This is a genomic window from Parendozoicomonas callyspongiae (assembly GCF_023502345.1).
GTDB lineage: Bacteria > Pseudomonadota > Gammaproteobacteria > Pseudomonadales > Endozoicomonadaceae > Sansalvadorimonas > Sansalvadorimonas callyspongiae.
Genome location: NZ_JAMFLX010000007.1, coordinates 33,325 through 54,902 on the forward strand (window position 1 = coordinate 33,325; position 21,578 = coordinate 54,902).

A 21,578-nucleotide genomic window follows, 5' to 3' on the forward strand; every position below is an offset into this window, starting at 1 on the left:
ATGAAAAAGGTTCTGATTATTGCAGGTGATTTTGTAGAAGATTACGAAATCATGGTTCCGTTTCAGGCTCTGCTGGCTATGGACTTTGCCGTTGATGCTGCTGTGACCAGTGGCCACTATGTGACAGCTCCCGCCTGACCTGCCAATCCATCCTGGATCAAACAGTTTGTGGCTCTTCTAAATAACTGATTGATTTTGAAGCTATAAGCAGGGATGTGAAGTTCTGGATCACACTATAAAGTTCTAGAACTTCGCTATCCCATCCCTCGGGAAGAGTAAACAGCTACATGATATGGCTCGGCAGATGCTCCCGTGGCGTCTCTTCTTCTGCCACCACTCTGAACTCCAGAAACATCTGTTGACAGACTCAAGAACCGCTCTGCGTTCGCAAAGTGACCCATGACCGGTGCGTTGATCAAAGAATTGTTTCTGAGCTGGAAAGAATAGCGAAAGAAGCGGGATGCAGTCTGAGCATAACCTTTCCCGCAGGTATCGAAGCAGAGCCGTTATCCAGCTACCTGAAACCCTGAGTAAACTTCTGATTCATAAGGAACAGGCAATCATTTCTCGGCCTCAACATTTGATAAACCGCACAGGCTTTCAGGCTGATCATGGTGGCAGCCAAATAGCGCAGTGCCGTAGTACGGTCAACTGAGTCAAACCCTTAAAAAGACACTCTCGCAATTTGCTTGCTATGCTTCCCTGGCCTTCCTGAACACAGTGGTACCAGGCAATGGTTCCTTTAACAAAACTGGGCACAGTACTGCTGCATCTAGCCTGGGCGGCATCTTTGTTTGCAACAGTCTGTCTTGCAGGCAACAGACAATATGCGTTCATCTATTTCCCCGGCGGAAATATCCAGCAAGTAAGATGTTCGATAGACCACGGTTTTAATGATGTTACATCCTATGACATTAACGGCTTTCAATATAAGGGGTCTAAGTACTGGCTCCTCCTTGCTCAGGGATCAGATGACCACCATTTTGGTATTTTGGCCCGCATCACCGAGAGTTACAAAGAAGAAAAAAAATCTGTAGAGATTTATGTAAAAGATACTGATTCCTACCGTACAATCACTCTCGCCTTTAATGGCAAAATGTACCGAAAAAAAATCCCACTGGAGGATGAGGATGATCCAGAAGCCCCCCCTCTTAAACTTGTGCGAGTACCTGAAGAGCTTAAGGAGTCTGTTACCACATTTAACTTCAGTGAACTTTTTTCTCTAGTGTCTACTTTAAAAGAGGGTCGAGAATATGATGATCAGAATAACAATCTGGAAACCCTGCTAACAACTGCCGACGATGATCAAGAGGGTTTGCGTGAATCTGAAGATGGAAATTTTCATATTTCAGTAACCAACTTGCCTGACCGTGGTAAATCTCGCTGTTTAATTCGACAAAAGACCTCAACAGGTTTCCCTCCACTGGCAGCCACCAGAACCTTGCACAAAGGAAATACCATCGCTCCTTCTTTTAGTTCTACCAAACGCGGAGCACCTTCAAGGAAAACTTCAGGCCTGGCTTCACTAGCCTGTACATCGGCAAACTGCTTATTCAAGATTGGACTAGTGTGGCCTATCAAAATCCTTTCGCATGCATCTGTGTTTACCTGCAAATATCCCAGGCTCGCAGCCTGTACCGGGATTGCCTGTCTATTTATCGCTTCACAGATCTACTTCAGCATACCGTCTACCAGTATTGTTCAGTCAGACCCAAGCTCCAGCCTGTTTAACTCACCAATACTATATGTGCGGAAGCTATTTTCTAAAAATTTTACTGGGAATGGCTTCACCATGAGCCCGGGAAAAAATTAGCATCAGGCCCTGTTGAAGTTTTATTATCCAGCTCAGTGGCTTTTCGGTACGGGTGATAACATGAACTGTCAATGCCTGACATTTTCTCAACTGACAACCAACCAGCTCTATGAATTGCTTAAGCTGCGGGTAGATATTTTTGTTGTCGAGCAAAACTGCCCCTACCATGAGTTAGACGAACATGATCGCCACCCTGAAACCCGCCACCTTCTTGGCTATCAGGGTGATCAGCTTGTCGCATATCTGCGTCTGTTGCCACCAGGGTGCACATACCCACAAGTGAGTCTTGGCCGGGTTGCCGTTCATCAGTTGATGAGGGGAAAAGGCACTTCTCATGCTCTGCTCAGACAAGGCATAGACCATGCGGGATCTATCTGGCCAGATCAATCCATCAAGATAGGAGCCCAGTCCTATTTATTGGATTTCTACAAAAACTATGGATTCAAAGTGGCTTCGGAAGAGTATCTTGAGGATGGAATTCCTCATATTGATATGGTGCGCATGGCCTCATAGATAACAAAAAACAGGGTACCGCCAAAACAAGCACAGTACCCTGTTGGGACGATCGAAGTACTTACCAGAAGTGTTTTACTTCATAGTCGGCATGGTAAATGCGGAATCTGAAGGATCATGGTCATTCCAGCGGCTGGTGACCATCTTCATCCGGGTGTAGAAACGTACGCCATCTGGGCCATGCATATGCAGTGGGCCAAACAGGGAACGCTTCCAGCCGCCAAAGCTGTGGAACGCCATGGGAACAGGTACAGGCACGTTGATACCTACCATACCTACCTGAATATGCTGGGCAAATTCACGTGCAGACTTACCATCGCTGGTAAACAGCGCCACACCGTTTCCGTATTCGTGAGCATTAACCAGTTCAACCGCTTCACTGAAGCTGTTAACACGAGCAATACAGAGAACCGGGCCAAAGATTTCTTCCTTGTAGATAGTCATCTCTGGGGTTACGTGGTCAAACAGGCTGCCACCGATAAAGAAGCCGTTTTCATGGCCTGGAATCTTCAGATCACGACCATCAACCAGCAGCTTGGCACCTTCTTCCACACCCTTATCAACATAAGAATGGATATTGTCGCGGTGCTCCTTGCTGATCACTGCGCCCATATCATTGTCAGGACCTTCAACAATACCGGGGCCGACACGCAGGGCTTCCAGCTTAGGCAGCAGTTTTTCTACCAGCTTCTCGGCAGTGCCTTCACCAACAGGAACAGCAACGGAAATCGCCATGCAGCGCTCGCCAGCCGCGCCGTAGGCTGCGCCCATCAGGGCATTGGCTGCTGCATCCATGTCGGCATCGGGCATGATTACCATATGGTTCTTGGCACCGCCCAGGGCCTGAACACGCTTGCCGTGCTGGCTGCCACGGGTGTAAATATACTCAGCAACAGGAGTTGAACCAACAAAGCTGATCGCTTCAACCTGCGGGTGAGTCAGCATCACATCAACGGCATCACGGTCGCCGTTTACAATATTGAATACACCATCAGGCAGGCCGGCTTCTTTCAGCAGCTCTGCCATACGCATTACGGCAGAAGGTACCTTCTCGGAAGGCTTCAGAACAAAGGTGTTACCGCAGGCAATCGCCACCGGGAACATCCACATAGGCACCATAGCCGGGAAGTTGAAAGGTACGATACCGGCACACACACCAAGCGGCATCATCTGCGACCAGCTATCCACGCCAGTACCCACATTCATGGATTTCTCACCTTTCTGCAGGTGGGGAATACCACAGGCAAACTCAACAACTTCCAGACCACGGGTCAGTTCGCCCTTGGCATCGGAGAACACTTTGCCGTGTTCAATAGAAATCACCTCAGCCAGTTCATCAGCATGCTGCTCAAGCAATTCTTTAAACTTGAACATCACACGGGCGCGCTTCACAGAGCTGGTGTTAGACCAGGCAGGGAAGGCTTTGGCTGCTACATCAATCGCGTGGTTGGTTTCTTCTGCTGTGGACAGGCTGACTGCAGCAACCTGCTCACCTGTTGCAGGATTAAAAATGACACTTTCACGGCCAGACTCACTGGCCTTGAGTTCACCATTAATATAATTTCCGATGACTCTCACTAATCTTTTCCCTCTTCAGAAATGCAGCCCTGAGGCTGCATTCCTTTCGCTACCTTTTACTTTGAAAACACCTTTCCTATTCCGGGAGGATGGAAAAGGCGTTTCCCGCTCATGGCTGTTTGTTATGAATTACAGGCCAGTCGCATCAACAATCGCTTTCAGGTTCTTGTAACCCATGGTTGCGTATGTCAGCGGATGTGCGATGGCAGGATCCTGCTCGGCTTCAACAACCAGCCAGCCGTGGTAATCCACTTTCTTCATCTCAGCCAGAACAGCGTTGTAATCAACGGAGCCATCACCAGGAACGGTGAACACACCCTGCAGGACAGACTTCAGGAATGGCAGGTCACGGTTCAGGCAGTCATCCAGAACTTCTGCACGAACGTCTTTGGTGTGAACGTGAACAATACGGTCGCCCCACTTGGCAGCACAGCGAACAGGATCGCCACCAGCAAAAGTCAGGTGTCCGGTATCCAGCAGCAGACCAACGGAAGGATCAGTCACTTCCATCAGCTTGTTAACTTCTTCTTCAGTCTGAACAACGGTGCCCATATGGTGGTGGTAAGCCAGGTGAACACCCTGCTCTTTCAGGTAGTCACCGAACTCGGTCATACGCTTGCCAAACTCTTCCCACTTCTCGGCAGCCATAACTGGACGGCGAGTCAGAGGCGTTTCCATAGCGCCGTGGATGCAGTCAGTCACTTCGCAGACAACCATGACCGGGCAGCCACAGGCTTTCAGCAGAGCCAGGTGATCCTGAACAGCTTCAATTTCAGCTTCTACGGAACGGGTCAGCAGCTCAGCACTGTACCAGCCGGAAACCAGTTCACGGTCAAACTCAGCCAGGATTGGCTTCAGAACTTCTGCTTTGCGGGGGAATTTGTTACCAAGTTCAACACCAGCGAAGCCCGCTTCCCTGGATTCTGCCAGGCAGGTTTCCAGAGGAGTTTCAGCGCCCAGGCTGGGCATATCATCGTTGGTCCAGGTCAGAGGGTTGATGCCCAGTTTTACATTAGACATGGCTTTTTCACTCTATGGTCTGTTTGGTTGTTATCAACGGCAGACTCCGCCTGCCGTCTCAATTAGGTTCTTTTGAAGTATTAGTAAGGCTGCTTTTCGCCAGCTTTCTCATAGCCCTTGCGCGCTTCTCTTACTTCCGCACGCTCAGATACCTCGGCAATGGCTACATCCCACCAGGTATGGTTATCAGTAGAAGGCATTGGATCGGTATCAATGGCAATCAGGTAGCTCTTGTCGGAAGCGCGGGCACGTTCCAGTGCAGCTTCCAGTTGTTCGATGGTCTGAACCTGTTCGGAGTCAGCGCCCAGAGACTTGGCGTGAGCTGCAAAATCAACCTTGGGTGCACCACCTTCAACGGTGTAGCAATCCTGAAGCAGGTTATTGAAGGACTCACCACCACAGCCATTCTGCAGACGGTTAATGCAGGCAAAGCCGCGGTTATCCAGGCAGATAACAATAATCTTGTGGCCCAGCATGACGGAGGTAGCCAGTTCACTGTTGGCCATCAGGTAGGAGCCATCGCCGACCATGACATAGATTTCACGGTCCGGGGTTGCCATCCGGGCACCCATACCACCGGCGACTTCGTAACCCATGCAGGAGTAACCATACTCCAGGTGGTAATGCTTGTCGGAACGGGCACGCCACAGTTTCTGCAGTTCCCCGGGCAGGCCGCCAGCTGCGCAGAGAACAGTGTCCTGCTCAGTGGTGGAACGCCATACCGCACCGATAACATTGGCGTCGGTGGGCAGGTAATTTTCATCCTTGCCTTCCGGTGCAGCCAGAATGTCATCAACGCGCTTGTTCCAGGAAGCAGCCCAATCCTGACAGCTTGCCAGCCATTCAGTTTGCGCATTCCAGCCTGAAAGCACTTCGGTCAGCTCCCGCAGACCTTCGTTAGCATCGGAGACCATGGGAATGGATTCATGTTTGACTGCATCAAATACGGCTACGTTCAGGCCAACAACCTTCAGGTCTTCACGGCTGAACAAAGTACGGGACTGAGTGTTGAAATCCTGCAGACGGGTACCAACTGCGATAACCAGATCAGCTTCTTCTGCAGCCTTGTTGGCACTTTCTGCCCCCATCACACCAATACCACCAAGGTTGTTGGGGTGATCCCAGTTCAGCGCGCCTTTACCGGCCTGAGTTTCGCAAACTGGAATATTGAAAGTTTCTACAAAGTCTTTCAGAGATTCGCAGGCACCGGAGTAGTGCACGCCACCACCAGCAATCAACAGAGGCTTCTTGCTGTCACGGATCAGGTGAGCAGCAATATCCAGATCACGCATGGCAGCACGTGGGCGGCTCAGGTGATGCACCTGCTTGCGGAAGAAGTTCTCCGGGTAGTCATAAGCCATGGTCTGCACATCCTGAGGCAGAGCCAGGGTAGCCGGGCCGCAGTCAACCGGATCCAGCATGACTCGAACGGCCGCAGGCAGACTGGTAATAATCTGCTCAGGACGATTGATCCGGTCAAAATAACGGGACATCGGACGCAGGCAGTCATTGGTGGTGATATTGGGATCACCAAAGTGTTCAACCTGCTGCAGAACAGGGTCAGGGCGACGGGTTGCAAAAGTATCACCAGGCAGCAGAAGAACTGGCAGACGATTTGCATGAGCTACACCAGCTGCAGTTACCAGGTTTGCTGCACCTGGTCCAACAGAAGTGGTGGCTGCCATAATGCGCTGGCGACGGTGCTGCTTGGCGTAAGCCACTGCAGCATGAGCCATGGTCTGTTCATTGTGGGCGCGATAAGTGGGGAACTCATCCTTTACTGTATGCAGAGCCTCACCCAGACCAGCCACGTTACCGTGACCAAAGATGGCGAATACACCGGCAAACAGCTGCTCTTCCTTACCATCAATATCGATGTATTGGGCCTGAAGATATTTCACCAAGGCCTGAGCCATGGTTAAACGAATAGTTTTCATTTCGCTATTGCTCCAATTCTTTATGGGTATGACCTGCGGTCATTCCTGGCTCAAGGCTGTTATTCTGTGTACTCACGTTCACGCCAGGACTGGATCAGCTCCATATAATTGGCGGAAACCTGTCGTACGAATTCTTTGTCATCAATATTGTTGGCCAGCCACTCTTTGGAAGGCTTGCCGAAGATGGTGCGGCCAACCATAAAGCCCTTGCACACATCGATACCGGCAGAAGCGTTAAAACCTTCCTGCAGTTCGTCAGCAGGCGCATCCAGACCCAGCAGAATCACACCACGGCAATGAGGCGCACGATCCTTGATCAGGGCATCAATCTCTTTCCAGGCATTGCGGCTCGGGGAAGGAACCTTCCACCAGTCAGGACGAACATCCAGGTTGTAGAAACGCTTCATGGAGCGGATCAGGGTGGTGTCATCAACTTCAGAACCTTTGGGTGGAATCAGCTCCAGCAGGAATTCATGACCGCTGGCAACGCAGGCTTCGTAGGTAGACTGAACCTGTCGCTCCTGCTCCAGACGCAGGCTGATTTCATCATCGGGGTGATAGAAGCAAAGGCATTTCACCACATGCTCTTTCGGCCAGCTCACCAGATGGCGGGCGATGGTGTCACCATGTTCCAGACGCAGCGGACGGGATGAAGGCTGTTCAACCGGGCGGCCAATCCACCAGCCGTTACCGGTGATTTCATTCAGAGTGTCCTGGGCGAAGGTGTCATCGCAGAGAATGCCGGCCTTACCTTCCAGGTTCATTTCTTCTGCACCTGCGCGGGCTGCTTCAAGAATCAGTCGCTTCAGCTTTTTGACCTGGCCGAAATCAGCACCGGTCTCATTACACATATCAATAAGCTGACGACGATGGTCAAATGCCAGTACATTCAGTTCAGGCCACTGCACATCACGGCAGGTGACACGGTGCAGGTAGTTCAGTTCTTTATCGAGATCTGGACGCAGGATTTCCTGTTCACGCTCCAGGTAGTAATCCAGCTCTTCCATGCTGGGCATGGCTGGCGCGCAGCCATGGCGGGAAACAACCAGAGCTCCACAGGCATTGGCATAACGCAGCGCCTGTTCCCATGGTTCTTCGTTCACATAACCACGCAGCAGACCGGACATAAAGGCATCGCCGGCACCCAGAACGTTCATCACTTCGATACGAACGCCCTTGCCGTTAATGCCGCCATCCAGATCATCTGGAATCTCACCGGTATAAACGCTGGCACCCAGTTCGCCACGCTTCAGAACGATAGTGGCTTTGCTCAACTCACGAACCTTGCGCAGAGCTTCGAGGGTGTCGGTGCTGCCACCGGCAATATGAATCTCTTCTTCAGTACCAACGATCAGGTCAAACAGAGGCAGAATGGACTGCATATGCTCTGAGACCTGCTCATTTTCAACAAAACGGTTTTCGCCCTCGCCTTTACCGGTCAGCCCCCAGAGAACCGGGCGGTAATCAATATCCAGGGAGGTACGCACACCATTCTTATGGGCAATCTCAATGGCCTTGCGGCAGGCGCCATTGGTGGATGGTGTGGAGAAATGGGTTCCGGTGATATGAAGAACCTTGGCGGAAGCAATGGCTTCTTCTTTGATATCGTCTTCACACAGCGCCATATCAGCGCAGTTATCCCGGTAGAAAATCAGGGGGAAGGTGTCCTGGTCTTTAATGCCCAGAACAACCAGAGCGGTCAGTCGCTCCGGATCAGTAATAAGGTGTTCACTGGTGCTGCCGACGCGATCCAGTTCTTCTTTCAGGAAACGACCCATATGGTCGTCGCCAACACGGGCCAGCATGCCAGACTTCAGTCCCATACGTGCAGTGCCGTATGCCACGTTACCGGAAGAGCCACCCAGATACTTGGCGAGAGAGCTGACATCTTCCAGCCGGCTTCCGATCTGCTGGGCGTAGAAGTCCACAGCTACACGTCCTATACAGATTACATCCAGGCTTTTACTCATAATATTTCCTGCTTTTAACTTCCTGCTGCATCCGGTAACAACAGGAAGCCAGCTTTTTCATTCTCTTTATTAAGTGCGCCCAAGGCTGCAACTTCTAATGCCGGGCGAACCCGGCACATATCTTTCGGTATCAGTCCAGACGAACTGCTTTACCAGTCTTCATGGATTCAACACAGGCATCAGCCAGTTCCAGAGCACGAACACCATCTTCAATAGTGGCGGTTGGCTCCTGACCTTTCAGCAGGGTGTCGACAAACTCCTGCAGCTCACGGCGGTAAGCAGGCATATAACGCTCAAGGAAGAAGAACAGAGGCTTCTCGATGGTGTCACCTTCGTCACCAACAAAACGTACTTCGCTGGCGCGATGGTTACCGGCCTGCAGCATGCCTTTCTCACCGAAAGCTTCGATACGCTGATCGTAGCCGTAAGCAGCACGACGGCTGTTGTTGATATGACACAGCTTGCCGCTGGCAGTCTTCATAATGACGTGTGCGGAGTCGACATCACCGGCTTCGCCGATTTCAGGATCAACCAGGCAGCTGCCAGTTGCGAAGATTTCCACAGGCTCTTCACCCAGCATCCAGCGAGCCATATCCAGGTCGTGGATCATCATGTCGCGGAACAGACCACCAGATACTTTTACGTAGCTGGCAGGAGGAGGGCTTGGGTCACGGCTGGTGATAACCAGTTGTTCCAGATTACCGATACGGCCTTCTTTCTTCTGATCCCACAGGGATTGGAAAGTTGGGTCGAAACGACGGTTGAAACCGATAAAGCATGGAACGCCACATTCTTTGATAATCTGGGCAACGTCTTTGGCACGGGAAGTGTCAAGATCAACAGGCTTCTCACAGAAGATAGCCTTACCAGCGCGGGCAGACTTCTCCAGCAGATCAGCGTGAGTATCGGTAGAGCTGCAGATCAGAACAGCATCGATATCTTTGTTGGCAAAAACGCTCTCTGCGTCAGTGACCTGTGCGCCAAATTCTTTGGCAACAGATTCAGCAGCTTCAGCCACGGGATCAATCACAAACTCCAGAGAAACATCTGGATGCTCTGTCAGTGTCTGGCCGTGAACTCTGGCGATGCGGCCAGCCCCGAACATGGCAAACTTGATCATGCTTCACTTCCTGCGTGTTGTTAGTGAGAGGTTGGCTTTTCTGCCTTCACCCTTCAATTTTTTGGGAACCCTTTTTGAAGAATCCCTGACTTCTGGAACAAAATTCCAACAATGAAATATTTGTTTCATTTTTTATCACGTGAATCAATTGTTTTACTTGATCCATGACAATGGTCTTTATTCCGTTTTTCTTCGTTACCTGCAGGCGCGGGAGAGAGTGCATCAGGATGACCTGATGCACTCCAAACGAAAGGAAAAGAAAGGATTACGATTAGTTCTTACGTGCGTTCTTACGCATATCAAAGACTACAGCCGCTACAATGATGGAGCCCTTGATAATCTGCTGCCAGTAAGCGGAAACGTTCAGCAGATCCAAGCCGTTGTTCAATACACCGATGATCAGCGCACCAACAACAGTGCCTTGAATAGTACCTATACCGCCTGCATGACTCACACCACCGATGGTTGCTGCCGCGATAGCGTCAAGCTCGAACATATTACCTAGGCCAGGCTGACCAGAGCTGATACGGGCAGACAGAACCAGACCAGCCATACCGGCCAGGAAGCCACCGAATGTGTAAACCAGGATCTTGTACTTGGCGACATTGATACCGGAAACAAATGCAGCCTGCTCGTTGCCACCAATTGAGTAGGCATACTTGCCGAAGCGGGTGCGGTTCAGAAGAATCCAGCTAATTAGCGCCATAATGATGAACAGAATAACCGGGAACGGAATGCCGAAGATTTCACCCTGACCAATAAAGTTGTAAGAGTCATTCAGGTCAGAAACCGGGCGGCCATCACTGTAGATAAGTGCTGCACCACGGGCCACGATCATCATACCCAGCGTTGCGATAAATGGAGGGATACCAGTCTTCGCTACAAAGGCACCGTTAATTGCACCACAGAGAGAACCAATTGCCAGTGCAGCCAGAATTGGAACAATTACCGGCAGAGCAGGCAGGCTGGGATACATCTTGGCATGCCAGTCCGGGTTCTGAGCCAGTGATGCAGCCACAACAGAAACCAGCGCCAGTACCGAACCGGATGACAGGTCGATCCCCCGGGTAATAATGATGATGGTTACACCCAGAGCGATCAGGCCGATAGATGTCACCTGACGGATAATATTAAGAATGTTGGTTACTGTCAGGAATGCCGGATGCATGGCCGACATGAAAATAACCAGACCGATAAATGCGAAGTAAATTCCGTACTTACTGATCAGGGATTTAAGCTGTTTCTGCTTGCTGCTTTCAGTTGGCAGCATTTCAGCTGATGCGGTTGTATTAGCCATTCGTCACTATTCCTATATCTTTCTTTAATGCTTCTGGAGAGCCAGGCTCATAATGGCTTCCTGGCTGGCATCATTTCGGTCAAGGATTCCCTTGTTACGGCCTTCGTGCATAACCAGAATCCGATCACACATACCCAGCAGCTCCGGCATTTCAGAAGACACCATGATGACGGTCTTGCCTTCCTGAGCGAACATGCTGATCAGCTTGTAAATCTCGGCCTTGGCACCAACATCGATCCCCCGGGTTGGCTCATCCAGGAACAGAATGTCCGGCTTGGTCAGCAACCAGCGAGCCAACAGCACTTTTTGCTGGTTACCTCCACTCAGGTTGCCGATAGGTTCTGTCATGGTGGGAGTTTTCACGCGAATCTTTTTACATTCTTCCTTGGCTTCTTTCTTAAGGCGGGCGACTTCCAGTAGATTGCCGCCACCGACATAGCTATCCATATTGGCGACAGCCGTGTTGTCTTCAACAGAAAGCATAAGGCTCAAGCCACTTTGACGACGATCTTCAGTCAGCAGCGCCATACCATTCTTCTTGGCATGATCGGGCGACTTGATATGAACGTGCTTGCCTTTTATATAGATGTGGCCAGCTGACTTACTGCGCACACCAAACAAGGTTTCAACAAGCTCAGTACGACCTGCACCAACAAGACCGGCAATACCGAAGATTTCACCTTTCTTCACGTCGAAAGAAACATCTTCAAAACGTTTCTCCAGTGAAAGACCTTCAACCTTCAGCATGTCCTCGCCGATAGTGTGATCTTCGCGGGTGAACATCTTGTTCAGTTCACGGCCCACCATCATTTTGATCAGTTTACTTTGGTTGGTTTCTCTGGCGGGAACCGAACTGATGTACTGCCCATCACGAAATACTGTGATGGTGTCGGCTATTTCAAAGATTTCATCCATTTTATGGCTGATATAAACAATCGCCACGCCCTGGCCTTTCAACTTGCGGATGATTTCAAAGAGGTGGCCCACTTCCTTGTCGGTCAAAGATGAAGATGGCTCATCCATAATGATGATCTTGGCGTTGTAAGACACGGCCTTGGCAATCTCGATCATCTGCATCTGGGCTACGGTCAGACTGACCATGTGTTCACGAGGGTCGATCTCCAGATCCAGTCTCTCCAGCAGGCCTTTGGTATCTGCCCACATTTTGTCGTGGTCAACCAGTTTCAGCAGACCTTTGACTGGTTCACGTCCCAGCCAGATGTTCTCCGCCACGCTGCGATGCAAAACCGGGGACAGTTCCTGGTGAATCATGGATACACCATGTTCCAGAGAATCAAGGGTTCCATTCAGCTCAACTTCTTTACCGTCCAGCTTGATGATTCCGCAGTCCCGGGTATACATCCCGAACAGAATCTTCATCAGGGTCGACTTGCCTGCGCCGTTCTCTCCCATCAGCGCATGCACTTCGCCTTCCCGCAGCGTCAGCTGCACATCACTGAGGGCTTTTACACCCGGGAAGCTTTTGGATATCCCCTGCATATCCAAAACAACTTCTGATTGCATTCATTTCACCTCTGTCTCGCAAAACACGGCTTTTGGCTTTCATTTCTGGAAAACTGCCCAGCACATCAGTAGCAACATCCGTTTTAAGAGCAGCTTTCCAGACGATCTCCAGCCAAAAGAACCCCTGCGTCAGGCTCCGCAGGGAACCTGACGTTCTTTCCAATCAGCTATTAGAGAAAGTCTTTGAAGTTTTCCGGGGTAACCAGCTTGAAGGGAACCATGGTTTCTTTTTCTACGGTTTCTTTCTTGGCCAGCTTGTAAGCGGTATCTACACTGGCCTGCCCCTGACCTTTGGAATCCTGGAAAATAGTGGCATCCAGACGACCTTCTTCCATAAAGGCCAGTGCATCAGGAGTCGCATCCAGGCCAACAACCATAACATCTTTCTTCATGCCGTTAGCTTCCAGAGCCGCGATTGCTCCCAGAGCCATATCGTCGTTGTTGGAAATAATGGCATCCATCTTGTCACCGGAAGCAATCCAGTTTTCCAGAATGCTCAGACCCATATCACGCATCCACTTACCGCTCTGCTCACGGGTAACCTGCATGTCTGGATAGTCAGCCACAATACCTTTCACACCGTCAGTACGCTTGTTGGTGTTATCCGCTCCCAGTGGGCCCATCAGGATACCAACGTTACCTTTGCCACCCAGGGCTTCAGCAACATACCTGGCCTGCATCTCACCAGCGACACGCTCCTCGGAACCGATGTAGTAGGAACCTTCAGGCAGGTAGTCAGGACGACGGTTAACATAAACCAGATTAATGTCAGCTTTCAGGGCGGCATTGGTGATGGGTTTTGTTGCATCAGTACTTGCAGGGATAACAATAATGCTGTCCATACCCTGGGCAATGAAATTCTCAACCTGAGACAGCTGAATGGTGACGTCTTCCTTACCATCGGTGTAAACGATTTCCACATCACCCAGCTCTTTCGCCTTGGCTTCCATGGCATCTTTCACATACATCAGGAAGGTATCGTTGAATGATGCGATTGACACACCAATCTTCACTTTACCGTCATCCTGTTGAGCACCACACCCCGCCAGAAACAGTGCGCAACATGTCATAAATACTGAAACAAGCTTTTTCATAAACAACCTCTGTTTGAACTCTTAATGTTCTTTTTTCTCGGCATCGCCAAAGCGTTCGGCTTTGCCTTTGTTTGTTCTTGTTAGAGTTTGATTAGATGAGCCCAGGAATCCGTTGATCCAGGTCAAATATTCCAGAGTTTTGAAACATTTTATTTCAGGCGTGCCATTTTGAAATTTAAATTTCATTTAGTATTTATTAAATTTGTTGTAGAAAACTCATCCGCCGGTGGGGTTTTGCCACGATTGTTTAATGATCAACCACCATGAATATTTCATGGCAGAGCAACAAAAGCCGTTACAAATCACCAGGCTGCACACTTGAGCAGTATTCTGTGACAATAGTCGTCAATTCGTCTGATGTGATAAACAGACTCTCGGAGTCTTCTTCCTGAAGGTGTTCCTTGAACAAAGACTCCGGCACATGGATAAACGGTTCTTCTACAGAGTCCGCCTCATGAATGGCCTCTTTTGAAGTCAATAACTGATAGCCCCGACGCTTCTTATCTTCAGCCATTCTGTAAATACCAAGATTATCGGTGGCAGCCAGGGACTTTCTTTCCAGATAACCTGCAAACGAATGCGGCAGTTTGTCCAGCATCGGTTTGATTCTTGCCTGTTTTTCGACACGCTTTGTTAACATATCAGAAATATCTGCTGTTATTGTTATTCCCTGCCCCTCAATAGCGTTCTTTAGCTTATTCATGTTACTTTCATTTGGCTCGTGAGCGAATGTCTCTACGCAGACCTCAATCTTGCAATACATTCTGAATAGCTTATCGTATTCATGCGAGCCTGGATCTTCCGGTGGCTTGATTATTTCCCAAAGTCTGTTGAAGAATTTATTTCCTTCCAATAATCTCTCGTTAATTTTCTTGACCTCCCCACTGAGCACGCCATTTTTCCCCTGTATCAGCTTCACTGCCCTGGTACCTTGACAGGCTTTTTGTTCTTTGAAAGGAGCCTTCTTTTTTAACAGGCGCTCTGGCACTAAATCCCCCTCAGGGTGCCAGGAATATCCGGTACCTATAGACGTTGTTACCAGCCGTTGTTCCAGAGAGGGTGATTTTCCATCAAGCCCGGCAGTCTCATGCTCGGCAGCAGGAGTCGGCTGGATACACTCAGCAGCTGGCGCTTTGAATGCTGGGTAGTAATATTTAAAATATTCGTTCAATTTCGCCATAATATCAGGCAAGTCTATTGTTCGTTGCCACTCGTATAGCTCACCCCGTACTCTGGTTATACATTCATAAGCAGCAGCCACATTCTCTACTGATAAACCTTCTAATAAATTTCTGTCCAACACTCCGGTGCGCCAGAGAATAAATGCATTTCGATAGGCGTTGCCCCTTTCAAAATGACCGGGGTAACTTTCTAGCCTGCGATTCAAGCATAAAGGGTCAGCATGCCTCCAGCAATGTTCAAACCAGTGCTGGCTTGCTGACTTGTTATTTTTTGCTTCAAAAAAACACCTCAAACCGCAGACAATATCCACTATGGTTGTAATGTTTTCTTTACTAAGAAAACAGTCGCCAAGAACCCGTCCACAATCTCGTGCAAGAGAAGGTGCGCAAATATGTTTTATGTCTTCCAGAACAATCGAGCCTGATTTCAATAAGCTGTACTGCATTTGCAAATCCTGGATAGGATTCCTCCCTTTACCTTCGTAACGGCATCTACCTTCGTAACGGCATTTAGTAAAGATGTGGTACAAGTCACCAGCTTCAAGAGGGGTTTCACCATTGCTACTTATCCATTGATAAACCACATCTTGAGAACACCCTGTTAATTTTGCGAATTTTACAGGGTCGGATTTTGCCAGCTCAAGAAGCCTTGCCTGGTCACCGTCTCCTAATATCACACCCTTGGCTGATTGCTGAAATTCGGGAGTAGTGACAACAGTTGTATCACCGGGCCCCTTCCTGTCGGCTTCAATTTTCACCCAGGTCCCCCCCCGATCCGGGGATAGTTCGACCCACATGTGGGTATCTGATTTTACCAGCCTCACAACCACCCCCCGTGCTGCCGCTATGGCATAGATTCCCCAGGCAATGTGTCGACAACACCCCTTTTGCCTGCTGATAATCTGGGAGAGCGTGTCAGCTTCACTACTGGCCTCTATATTCTCGTCTTCTTCAAACTCCGCCCCCCACTCTTTCAGAGCGGTGATAAAGTCTTTATAAGTTGTTTGATTAAATGACTTTAAGCACTGGTCAGGAACCAGCTTTGTAAATGGATTATCGAGAACCTCCGCTGTGGCAGGCATTTTTTTGCTGAGGTCAGGGTAAGTATCCAGCTGCCTGACGACATAATGTATTTCCAGTTTTTTGGATGCTTCGCTGAATGTGTCAGCCAGCCGAATGAACAATTTCCCGGTACCACGATCCTGAATAACATCCAGTGCTTCCAGAGGAACCTCAGGTGTTGTACTGAGGCTGGTTATTGTCTGGTGAGCATAAATACCCGGAAGTGGACTAAACATACCTTTGGAGAGTGTTTTTTTGACAACGCCATAGTGCTCTGTCTTTTGCAAATAAACCGGTGGCTCCAGGCGAGTCGGAATAATGATATTGCAGCCTTGCCTGTTGATAGGCTGCTTGCTCACAGACACCCGATCGTCTTCAATCGCGAGTTCCATAGTGTTGATTCGCGTATCCCTGGGCTGAATATCCTTAAAGACCTGATCAACCGTGTAACGACGGTGTCTATGTTTTGTGTTCCCATCAACGTGGCGAAGGGCAACAGTTTTCGTTTGTGGCTGGATATCTTTATTTGCAACAGTTTTCCCAAGTCTATGCAGCTCTTCCCAGAGCAGCTCCAGCCCCCGGGGGGATGGGTCCTTATCGAACAGATCCAGCTTTTTCAGCCGACATAACACCTTTTCATTGCCGGGATAATTCAGTGTTTCCCTTTCCTCTGCGGAAAGCAGCTCTTCTAAATCCAGTTCAACCCCGTAAAGTCTTTTCATAAAAGTTGCCCGCCACTTTTGATAACAGGCGCTGTATAGGGTGTCGTGGGAATAAGGAGGCGCCAGGCTTCGGCTTTTATTTTCCCAGTCAAGGGATGCCAGAGCCAGTTGCGTGTTTTCCAAGGCAAGCGTTTGATCAAAAGACTCTGCTGACAACACCGGGATGTCCACATGATTAACTGACCGAGGCTTTATTGTTACATCATAAAAATCTATATCTGCCTTTACCGTTACCGGGCGATTCAAATCCAACTGCTTACTATTGAGAGTCAGAGTGACAGATTCTACGGCCTTATCAGCTGCCGCAGCGTCATCGATATCATCATATAAACCACGCAAACTCCGCGCAGGAAGATATCCCGGCCTACACTTGCCAGCTGTGAGGAAAAGGTTGTATTGCTGCATAAAAATTGCCCCCAGCTGCTCATCTGTGAAGGGCGTACCGGAGTATTGCTCCTCCACGACCTGACTGAACCGCTGAAGATCGGCAATGCTCGGTTGCAATGGGATTTCATCCCGTTTCAGGCGAAAACGCAGCCCCAGATGCCACTCGATGATTTGTTCGTGCTGTGCCGGTGACAGGCTAGCGGGCAACAACGCTTTTCCGATCGTCCCAATATCCTTGTCCGTATAATCTGCAAGGCTCAGGCAGGTGAAGCGATTCTTCAGTGCCGGAGAAAAACGGTGGCGACCAATAAAACTGGCCGGATTAACAGTGGTGTAAAGATGGAAGCCGGGGGCAGCCTGGCCGGTAATGGCATTGTTCAACAACCCTTCTACCTCTTCACTTTTCAGCAGGTTCAGTTCCGAAACGATCAGGGGATAACCCCGCTGCTTGGCTTGACTGACCGCCTGCTGCAACAGTGACCAGGAACTGTGGCCGGCGTTGATCTGTTCCGGCAGTGGCTGACCGGCCTGCTGACACATGGCAGTCAGCTGCCGGGCCAGCAGGGCCGATTTGCCCCGCCCGGCCGGACCGGCTATGACCGTGGCATGACGCCCCCGGTGAACGGTCTGGTTCTGTTTTTCATGCTGGCCGCGCTGCTGCTCCAGCCAGATGCGGTTCATTAAAAGGCGTGTACTGTCGTTAGTGTAATCGAGTCTTACCCCCGGACTTGCCTGCTTCCCTTTCTCTAACAGCCACTGCTGGTAGTAGTTTTCAAAGGCTTCCTCCCGGGCCTTGATCAGACTGGAGTCACATGGTTTTCGGCTGCTGTACCAGGCTTTCAGTGACTTTTTTTCAGCCTGTTTCTCCTCACTGATCTCACCTCCCAGGGCATCGTCGAAGGCCTGCCAGACCAGTCCGTTTAAAGTTTTCTCGGTCAATGTCTCGGTTAATCTGACGGCTCCTCCCTCGTGGAAAGCGAGTATTTCTTCGATCCGGCTGACAAGGTCAGTCAAATCTCTGGGGGTAAACACTCGCTCGGGCAGCAGATTCTGGTACTGTGTGTACAGCAACTCTATGGCGTCAAGCAGATGCTGTACGGTGTGATCTTGATCCCCATTCGCTGCGGAAAACTTTTCCATAACCTCTGTCAGTCCCGTACGCAGCACTTTTTCCCGAATAAACTCTGGTGCCAGGGGGGTGTAATAGAGTTGGGGGGCCTTGATTCTGAGCAGTTCGTTGGTGCGCCGTCCACTGAAGTGGTCTGGGTTACCCGTCATAATAATCCGGTGGCTGGCACTGACGGGCATGCGTTCGCCATGAAGATATAGACAGGGAGACGGTTCATACAGCCCTTTCAGGCAGTTCCAAAGTTCAGGGATAGCCAGGTTGGCTTCATCAATAATCAGTACCACCGGCTTGCCATCACAACTTTCCTGCTTTGCCCATTGGGTTAGCGGGGCTGTCTGACACTCTGTACAATGGTCATCGTCACCCGACGCTTTCAAGACAGGTCTGCCCAGTAGGTCGCTGAGTTCTGTTTCCGGCCCAACAGTGATAATCCGGGGGGCCTGCGCCGGGTTCAGGGTACGGGCCACCATTTCGGCAATATAGCTTTTACCCGCGCCGGTCGCGCCCTTGATGCACACAACAGGGTTAAGCCGGACTTTTGCTGCCAGGCGTTTGATCCGGCGCTGCTCCCAGCTTGACCAGTCATGTTCTTTTGCACACAGAGTTTCCTGAAGTTCACTGTTTGCCGTCGCATCAGACAATACGCCATCAATTGCGTTCTTTAGCGCCTCCTCTCCAGAATGCTCCGCAGCCGCCAGATCCTGAGCCTGTTGCCGCAGGCATCCCGGTTGACGCTCATGTTTGTCCAGACAGACCAGCCGGTTGTAAAAGGTCTCCTCCCGGCGCAGAGAACGCTCCTGCAATCCGCCTAGCTCCTGCTCTGCTTTTCCCAGAACACCAGGGGAAAGGCCAGCAAATTTCTCCAACAGCTCACGTTTCTTTGCATCACCGTCAGCCGCCACAATAATCAGCAGGGCTGTCAGTTTATCAATAGTCTGACCTTCCGGATTCTGCTGGTCTGGAAACATTGTGGCAGGGAAAGCCCGGGCCAGTGACCAGAAATTATTTTTTACGTCTTTCCGTACAATAATCTGGTGCCGGGCAACCCATTCCTGCAGGGGGGCTTTATCAACCCAGCGCTGCTTTTCTTCAGGGAGGAACAACCTGGCGCTCAATTGTTTGAGATAGCTGTAAACTTCCTGATTAGGCCGATACTCTTTCAAGATCACAGAGCTGACAGCCTGATAAAAATGGAAGGGGTGGAGGGATGGGTACCCATCCATGTCCCGCTCGGATTCCGCCTGGGCAACAATTTTCCCGAATGTCTCCATAAGATCACTGGGTGGATGAGCAGGACAGTAGGTTGCCAGCTGCAACCGGTGCATTGTGTCGTACAGTCTGCTGAAGGCCTGAAAGGCTTTCTGCTCAACTGACAATAGGTCGTCTACTGGGGTTTTTTCTCCTACGGGGTTCGATTTTTGCGAAGCAGCCTTTCCAGGATTAAGATCAGCAAAAGCCTGCCAGACCGGAGATGGCAGAGGTCTGTTTTTCGGCCATGTAATGGTCAGCCTCATGTCTGTTAAGGTTACCCGCTCACCAAAAAGTATCAGGGAGGGAGGGGAACACAACAGGGTTTCCAGCTGCCGTAACAGGACAGGATTACTCTGCAACCCCGACAGGCAGACAGGTGTGCCGTTTTTCAGGCATTCAGCCAGCCGTGAAAGACTGCAATGGAATCTACGCCGCTGCAGCGAGACGATATCAGAGCGCTGGGCAATTTTGGTCAGACTCTGTTCCGGGAGGATAACAAATTCTTCCACCGCTTCGGTGGCACTTAACGGTAGCTGTCGGTGACCATCGCCCCACTCAATAGTGACCCCGGTCATACCACCTTCTCCGGTCGGGAAAGACATGGGTTGGGCGGCGGAGCCTCTACGAAACAGGTAGGGTTGCATCTCTGGCACATCTGTCAAAACAGGCAGATGAGTCAGATTGGCCTTCTGCAGACGCCTGACCAGCTGAAGCCACTGGTCTTCTCTTAAAGGTGAGGTAACGCGGATAGCATCCCGATCTTTCAGCCATTGCTCCAGCATATCCCGGCGGCAGATTTCGCCACTCTGGGTCAGGACATGCTCATGCATGATCAAGGCAAAATTATCCTCATTGATCAATGCCGGTTGTTTAACAGAAACAGCTGTTTGCCATTGAATGCTGTCAGCCATAGCCTGCTTCTCTTCCCTTGACAGAGGTTGGCGAAACAGCGTCAGATTTTCAGGCAGGGCAATATCCTGACCATTGCTGTGAAAAGTTCCCGACCGAAGTACCTGGGCCAGTTCGACGGTAAAAGCCAGATCCTGCCAGGGTGCGTTTTTCAGAACCAGGCTTTGACCTGCCTGTAACCCCTCCAGGGCACCGGGGCGGTGGATAATACGTCCATCCTCGTTTATATCAGGCATGCCAAACAGCACGCTGCGCCAGTTCTGGCCAGTGAAGTCGACAATGTTTTCGTTTGTTTTGCTGTTTGCTGGCCCAGAGCTGTTTGTTAATTTCGGCACATGCTGGTTGAGCCAGGTTTGAAGAAAACCGGTCTTAGCCTGCCCCTCCTTCTGACCTTCAACAGCAATGTCACTGATCTGATCACTGGCCTGTCGTGGCGGGCAGGTGCTGTTGATGCGCCACCAGAAATCCGGTCCGGTCGCCTGAGCAGCGTTCTGTTGCCCGGCAGTCGGCAGCATCGCCGGGGAGATAACACTGACAATTCTGACGTTGCTGCCAAGAATACGCCCATCAATACGGGGAGGTGTTTCAAACAACTCATTCAACTCGGGAATACGTTCCGGGGGAAAGTTGCGAAAATCAATCAGCAGGGTAACAGGAGTATCGCTGAACAGCAGGCCATCGAGGGTCTGGGGGAAACCGTTGGTATCAATTTTTACCTCACGGATCAGGTGACCGTGATCAAAATCCTCCGGACTCTGAATAACAGCGCAGTGTTGAGGCGCGTTGTTAAGGAGATGCCAGGCCAGATCAGTGAACTGGTTGTCATCACTGACAAAAAATGCGTCATAAACAGGCTTGCTGGATTGTTTGGAAGGCGTTTCAACACTAAGAGGCTCAGCAGGCCCTGCCTCAGCACCCACATGGTGGTTAGTGCTGCTGACTGTACTGTTACACTCACACGGAGGTGGCATGGTCTGTTCAGTTGGTGGTTTTGCGCTTGCCGTCTGGACTAACATATACAACTCCCTGTCCTTGTTTCTCAGCACTCCCTGCTTTGAAGTTTTCTTTAAT

General features: G+C 50.3%; 12 protein-coding genes. 3 read left to right on the forward strand and 9 right to left on the reverse strand.

Annotated features, from left to right (window positions below; genetic code table 11):
- From M3P05_RS06790 to M3P05_RS06800, 3 genes are all read left to right on the forward strand, one after another.
- Positions 1-138 (forward strand): hypothetical protein, encoded by a 138-nt coding sequence (locus tag M3P05_RS06790; protein WP_283777712.1) that lies wholly within the window; start codon positions 1-3, stop codon positions 136-138.
- A gap of 595 nt (positions 139-733) precedes the next feature.
- Positions 734-1,813: a hypothetical protein gene (locus tag M3P05_RS06795; protein ID WP_249698711.1), complete on the forward strand. Its 1,080-nt coding sequence runs from the start codon at positions 734-736 to the stop codon at positions 1,811-1,813.
- 60 nt (positions 1,814-1,873) lie between these two features.
- Positions 1,874-2,326, forward strand: coding sequence for a GNAT family N-acetyltransferase (locus M3P05_RS06800; RefSeq protein WP_249698712.1), 453 nt, complete (start codon positions 1,874-1,876; stop codon positions 2,324-2,326).
- Between the two features lie 75 nt (positions 2,327-2,401).
- On the opposite strand, the gene M3P05_RS06805 is transcribed toward M3P05_RS06800, so the two are convergent.
- From M3P05_RS06805 to M3P05_RS06845, 9 genes are all read right to left on the reverse strand, one after another.
- Positions 2,402-3,904: a CoA-acylating methylmalonate-semialdehyde dehydrogenase gene (locus M3P05_RS06805; RefSeq protein WP_249698713.1), complete on the reverse strand. Its 1,503-nt coding sequence runs from the start codon at positions 3,902-3,904 to the stop codon at positions 2,402-2,404.
- A 129-nt stretch (positions 3,905-4,033) separates the two neighbouring features.
- Positions 4,034-4,924: a myo-inosose-2 dehydratase gene (gene iolE / locus M3P05_RS06810; RefSeq protein WP_249698714.1), complete on the reverse strand. Its 891-nt coding sequence runs from the start codon at positions 4,922-4,924 to the stop codon at positions 4,034-4,036.
- A gap of 80 nt (positions 4,925-5,004) precedes the next feature.
- Positions 5,005-6,861 (reverse strand): 3D-(3,5/4)-trihydroxycyclohexane-1,2-dione acylhydrolase (decyclizing), encoded by a 1,857-nt coding sequence (iolD, locus tag M3P05_RS06815; RefSeq protein ID WP_249698715.1) that lies wholly within the window; start codon positions 6,859-6,861, stop codon positions 5,005-5,007.
- Positions 6,862-6,920: 59 nt separating this feature from the next.
- On the reverse strand, positions 6,921-8,831 hold the full coding sequence (locus M3P05_RS06820; RefSeq protein WP_249698716.1) for a bifunctional 5-dehydro-2-deoxygluconokinase/5-dehydro-2-deoxyphosphogluconate aldolase: 1,911 nt from the start codon (positions 8,829-8,831) through the stop codon (positions 6,921-6,923).
- Positions 8,832-8,961: 130 nt separating this feature from the next.
- On the reverse strand, positions 8,962-9,951 hold the full coding sequence (gene iolG / locus M3P05_RS06825) for an inositol 2-dehydrogenase (RefSeq protein ID WP_283777713.1): 990 nt from the start codon (positions 9,949-9,951) through the stop codon (positions 8,962-8,964).
- 271 nt (positions 9,952-10,222) lie between these two features.
- Positions 10,223-11,248, reverse strand: a complete 1,026-nt coding sequence (locus M3P05_RS06830; RefSeq protein ID WP_249698717.1) for an ABC transporter permease — start codon at positions 11,246-11,248, stop codon at positions 10,223-10,225.
- Between the two features lie 24 nt (positions 11,249-11,272).
- Positions 11,273-12,772 (reverse strand): sugar ABC transporter ATP-binding protein, encoded by a 1,500-nt coding sequence (locus tag M3P05_RS06835; protein ID WP_249698718.1) that lies wholly within the window; start codon positions 12,770-12,772, stop codon positions 11,273-11,275.
- Between the two features lie 170 nt (positions 12,773-12,942).
- Positions 12,943-13,866 (reverse strand): sugar ABC transporter substrate-binding protein, encoded by a 924-nt coding sequence (locus tag M3P05_RS06840; RefSeq protein WP_249698719.1) that lies wholly within the window; start codon positions 13,864-13,866, stop codon positions 12,943-12,945.
- A 295-nt stretch (positions 13,867-14,161) separates the two neighbouring features.
- The gene (locus M3P05_RS06845) at positions 14,162-21,523 is read right to left on the reverse strand and encodes an ATP-binding protein (RefSeq protein ID WP_249698720.1); all 7,362 of its coding nucleotides are present in this window, start codon (positions 21,521-21,523) and stop codon (positions 14,162-14,164) included.
- Positions 21,524-21,578: the final 55 nt, after the last annotated feature.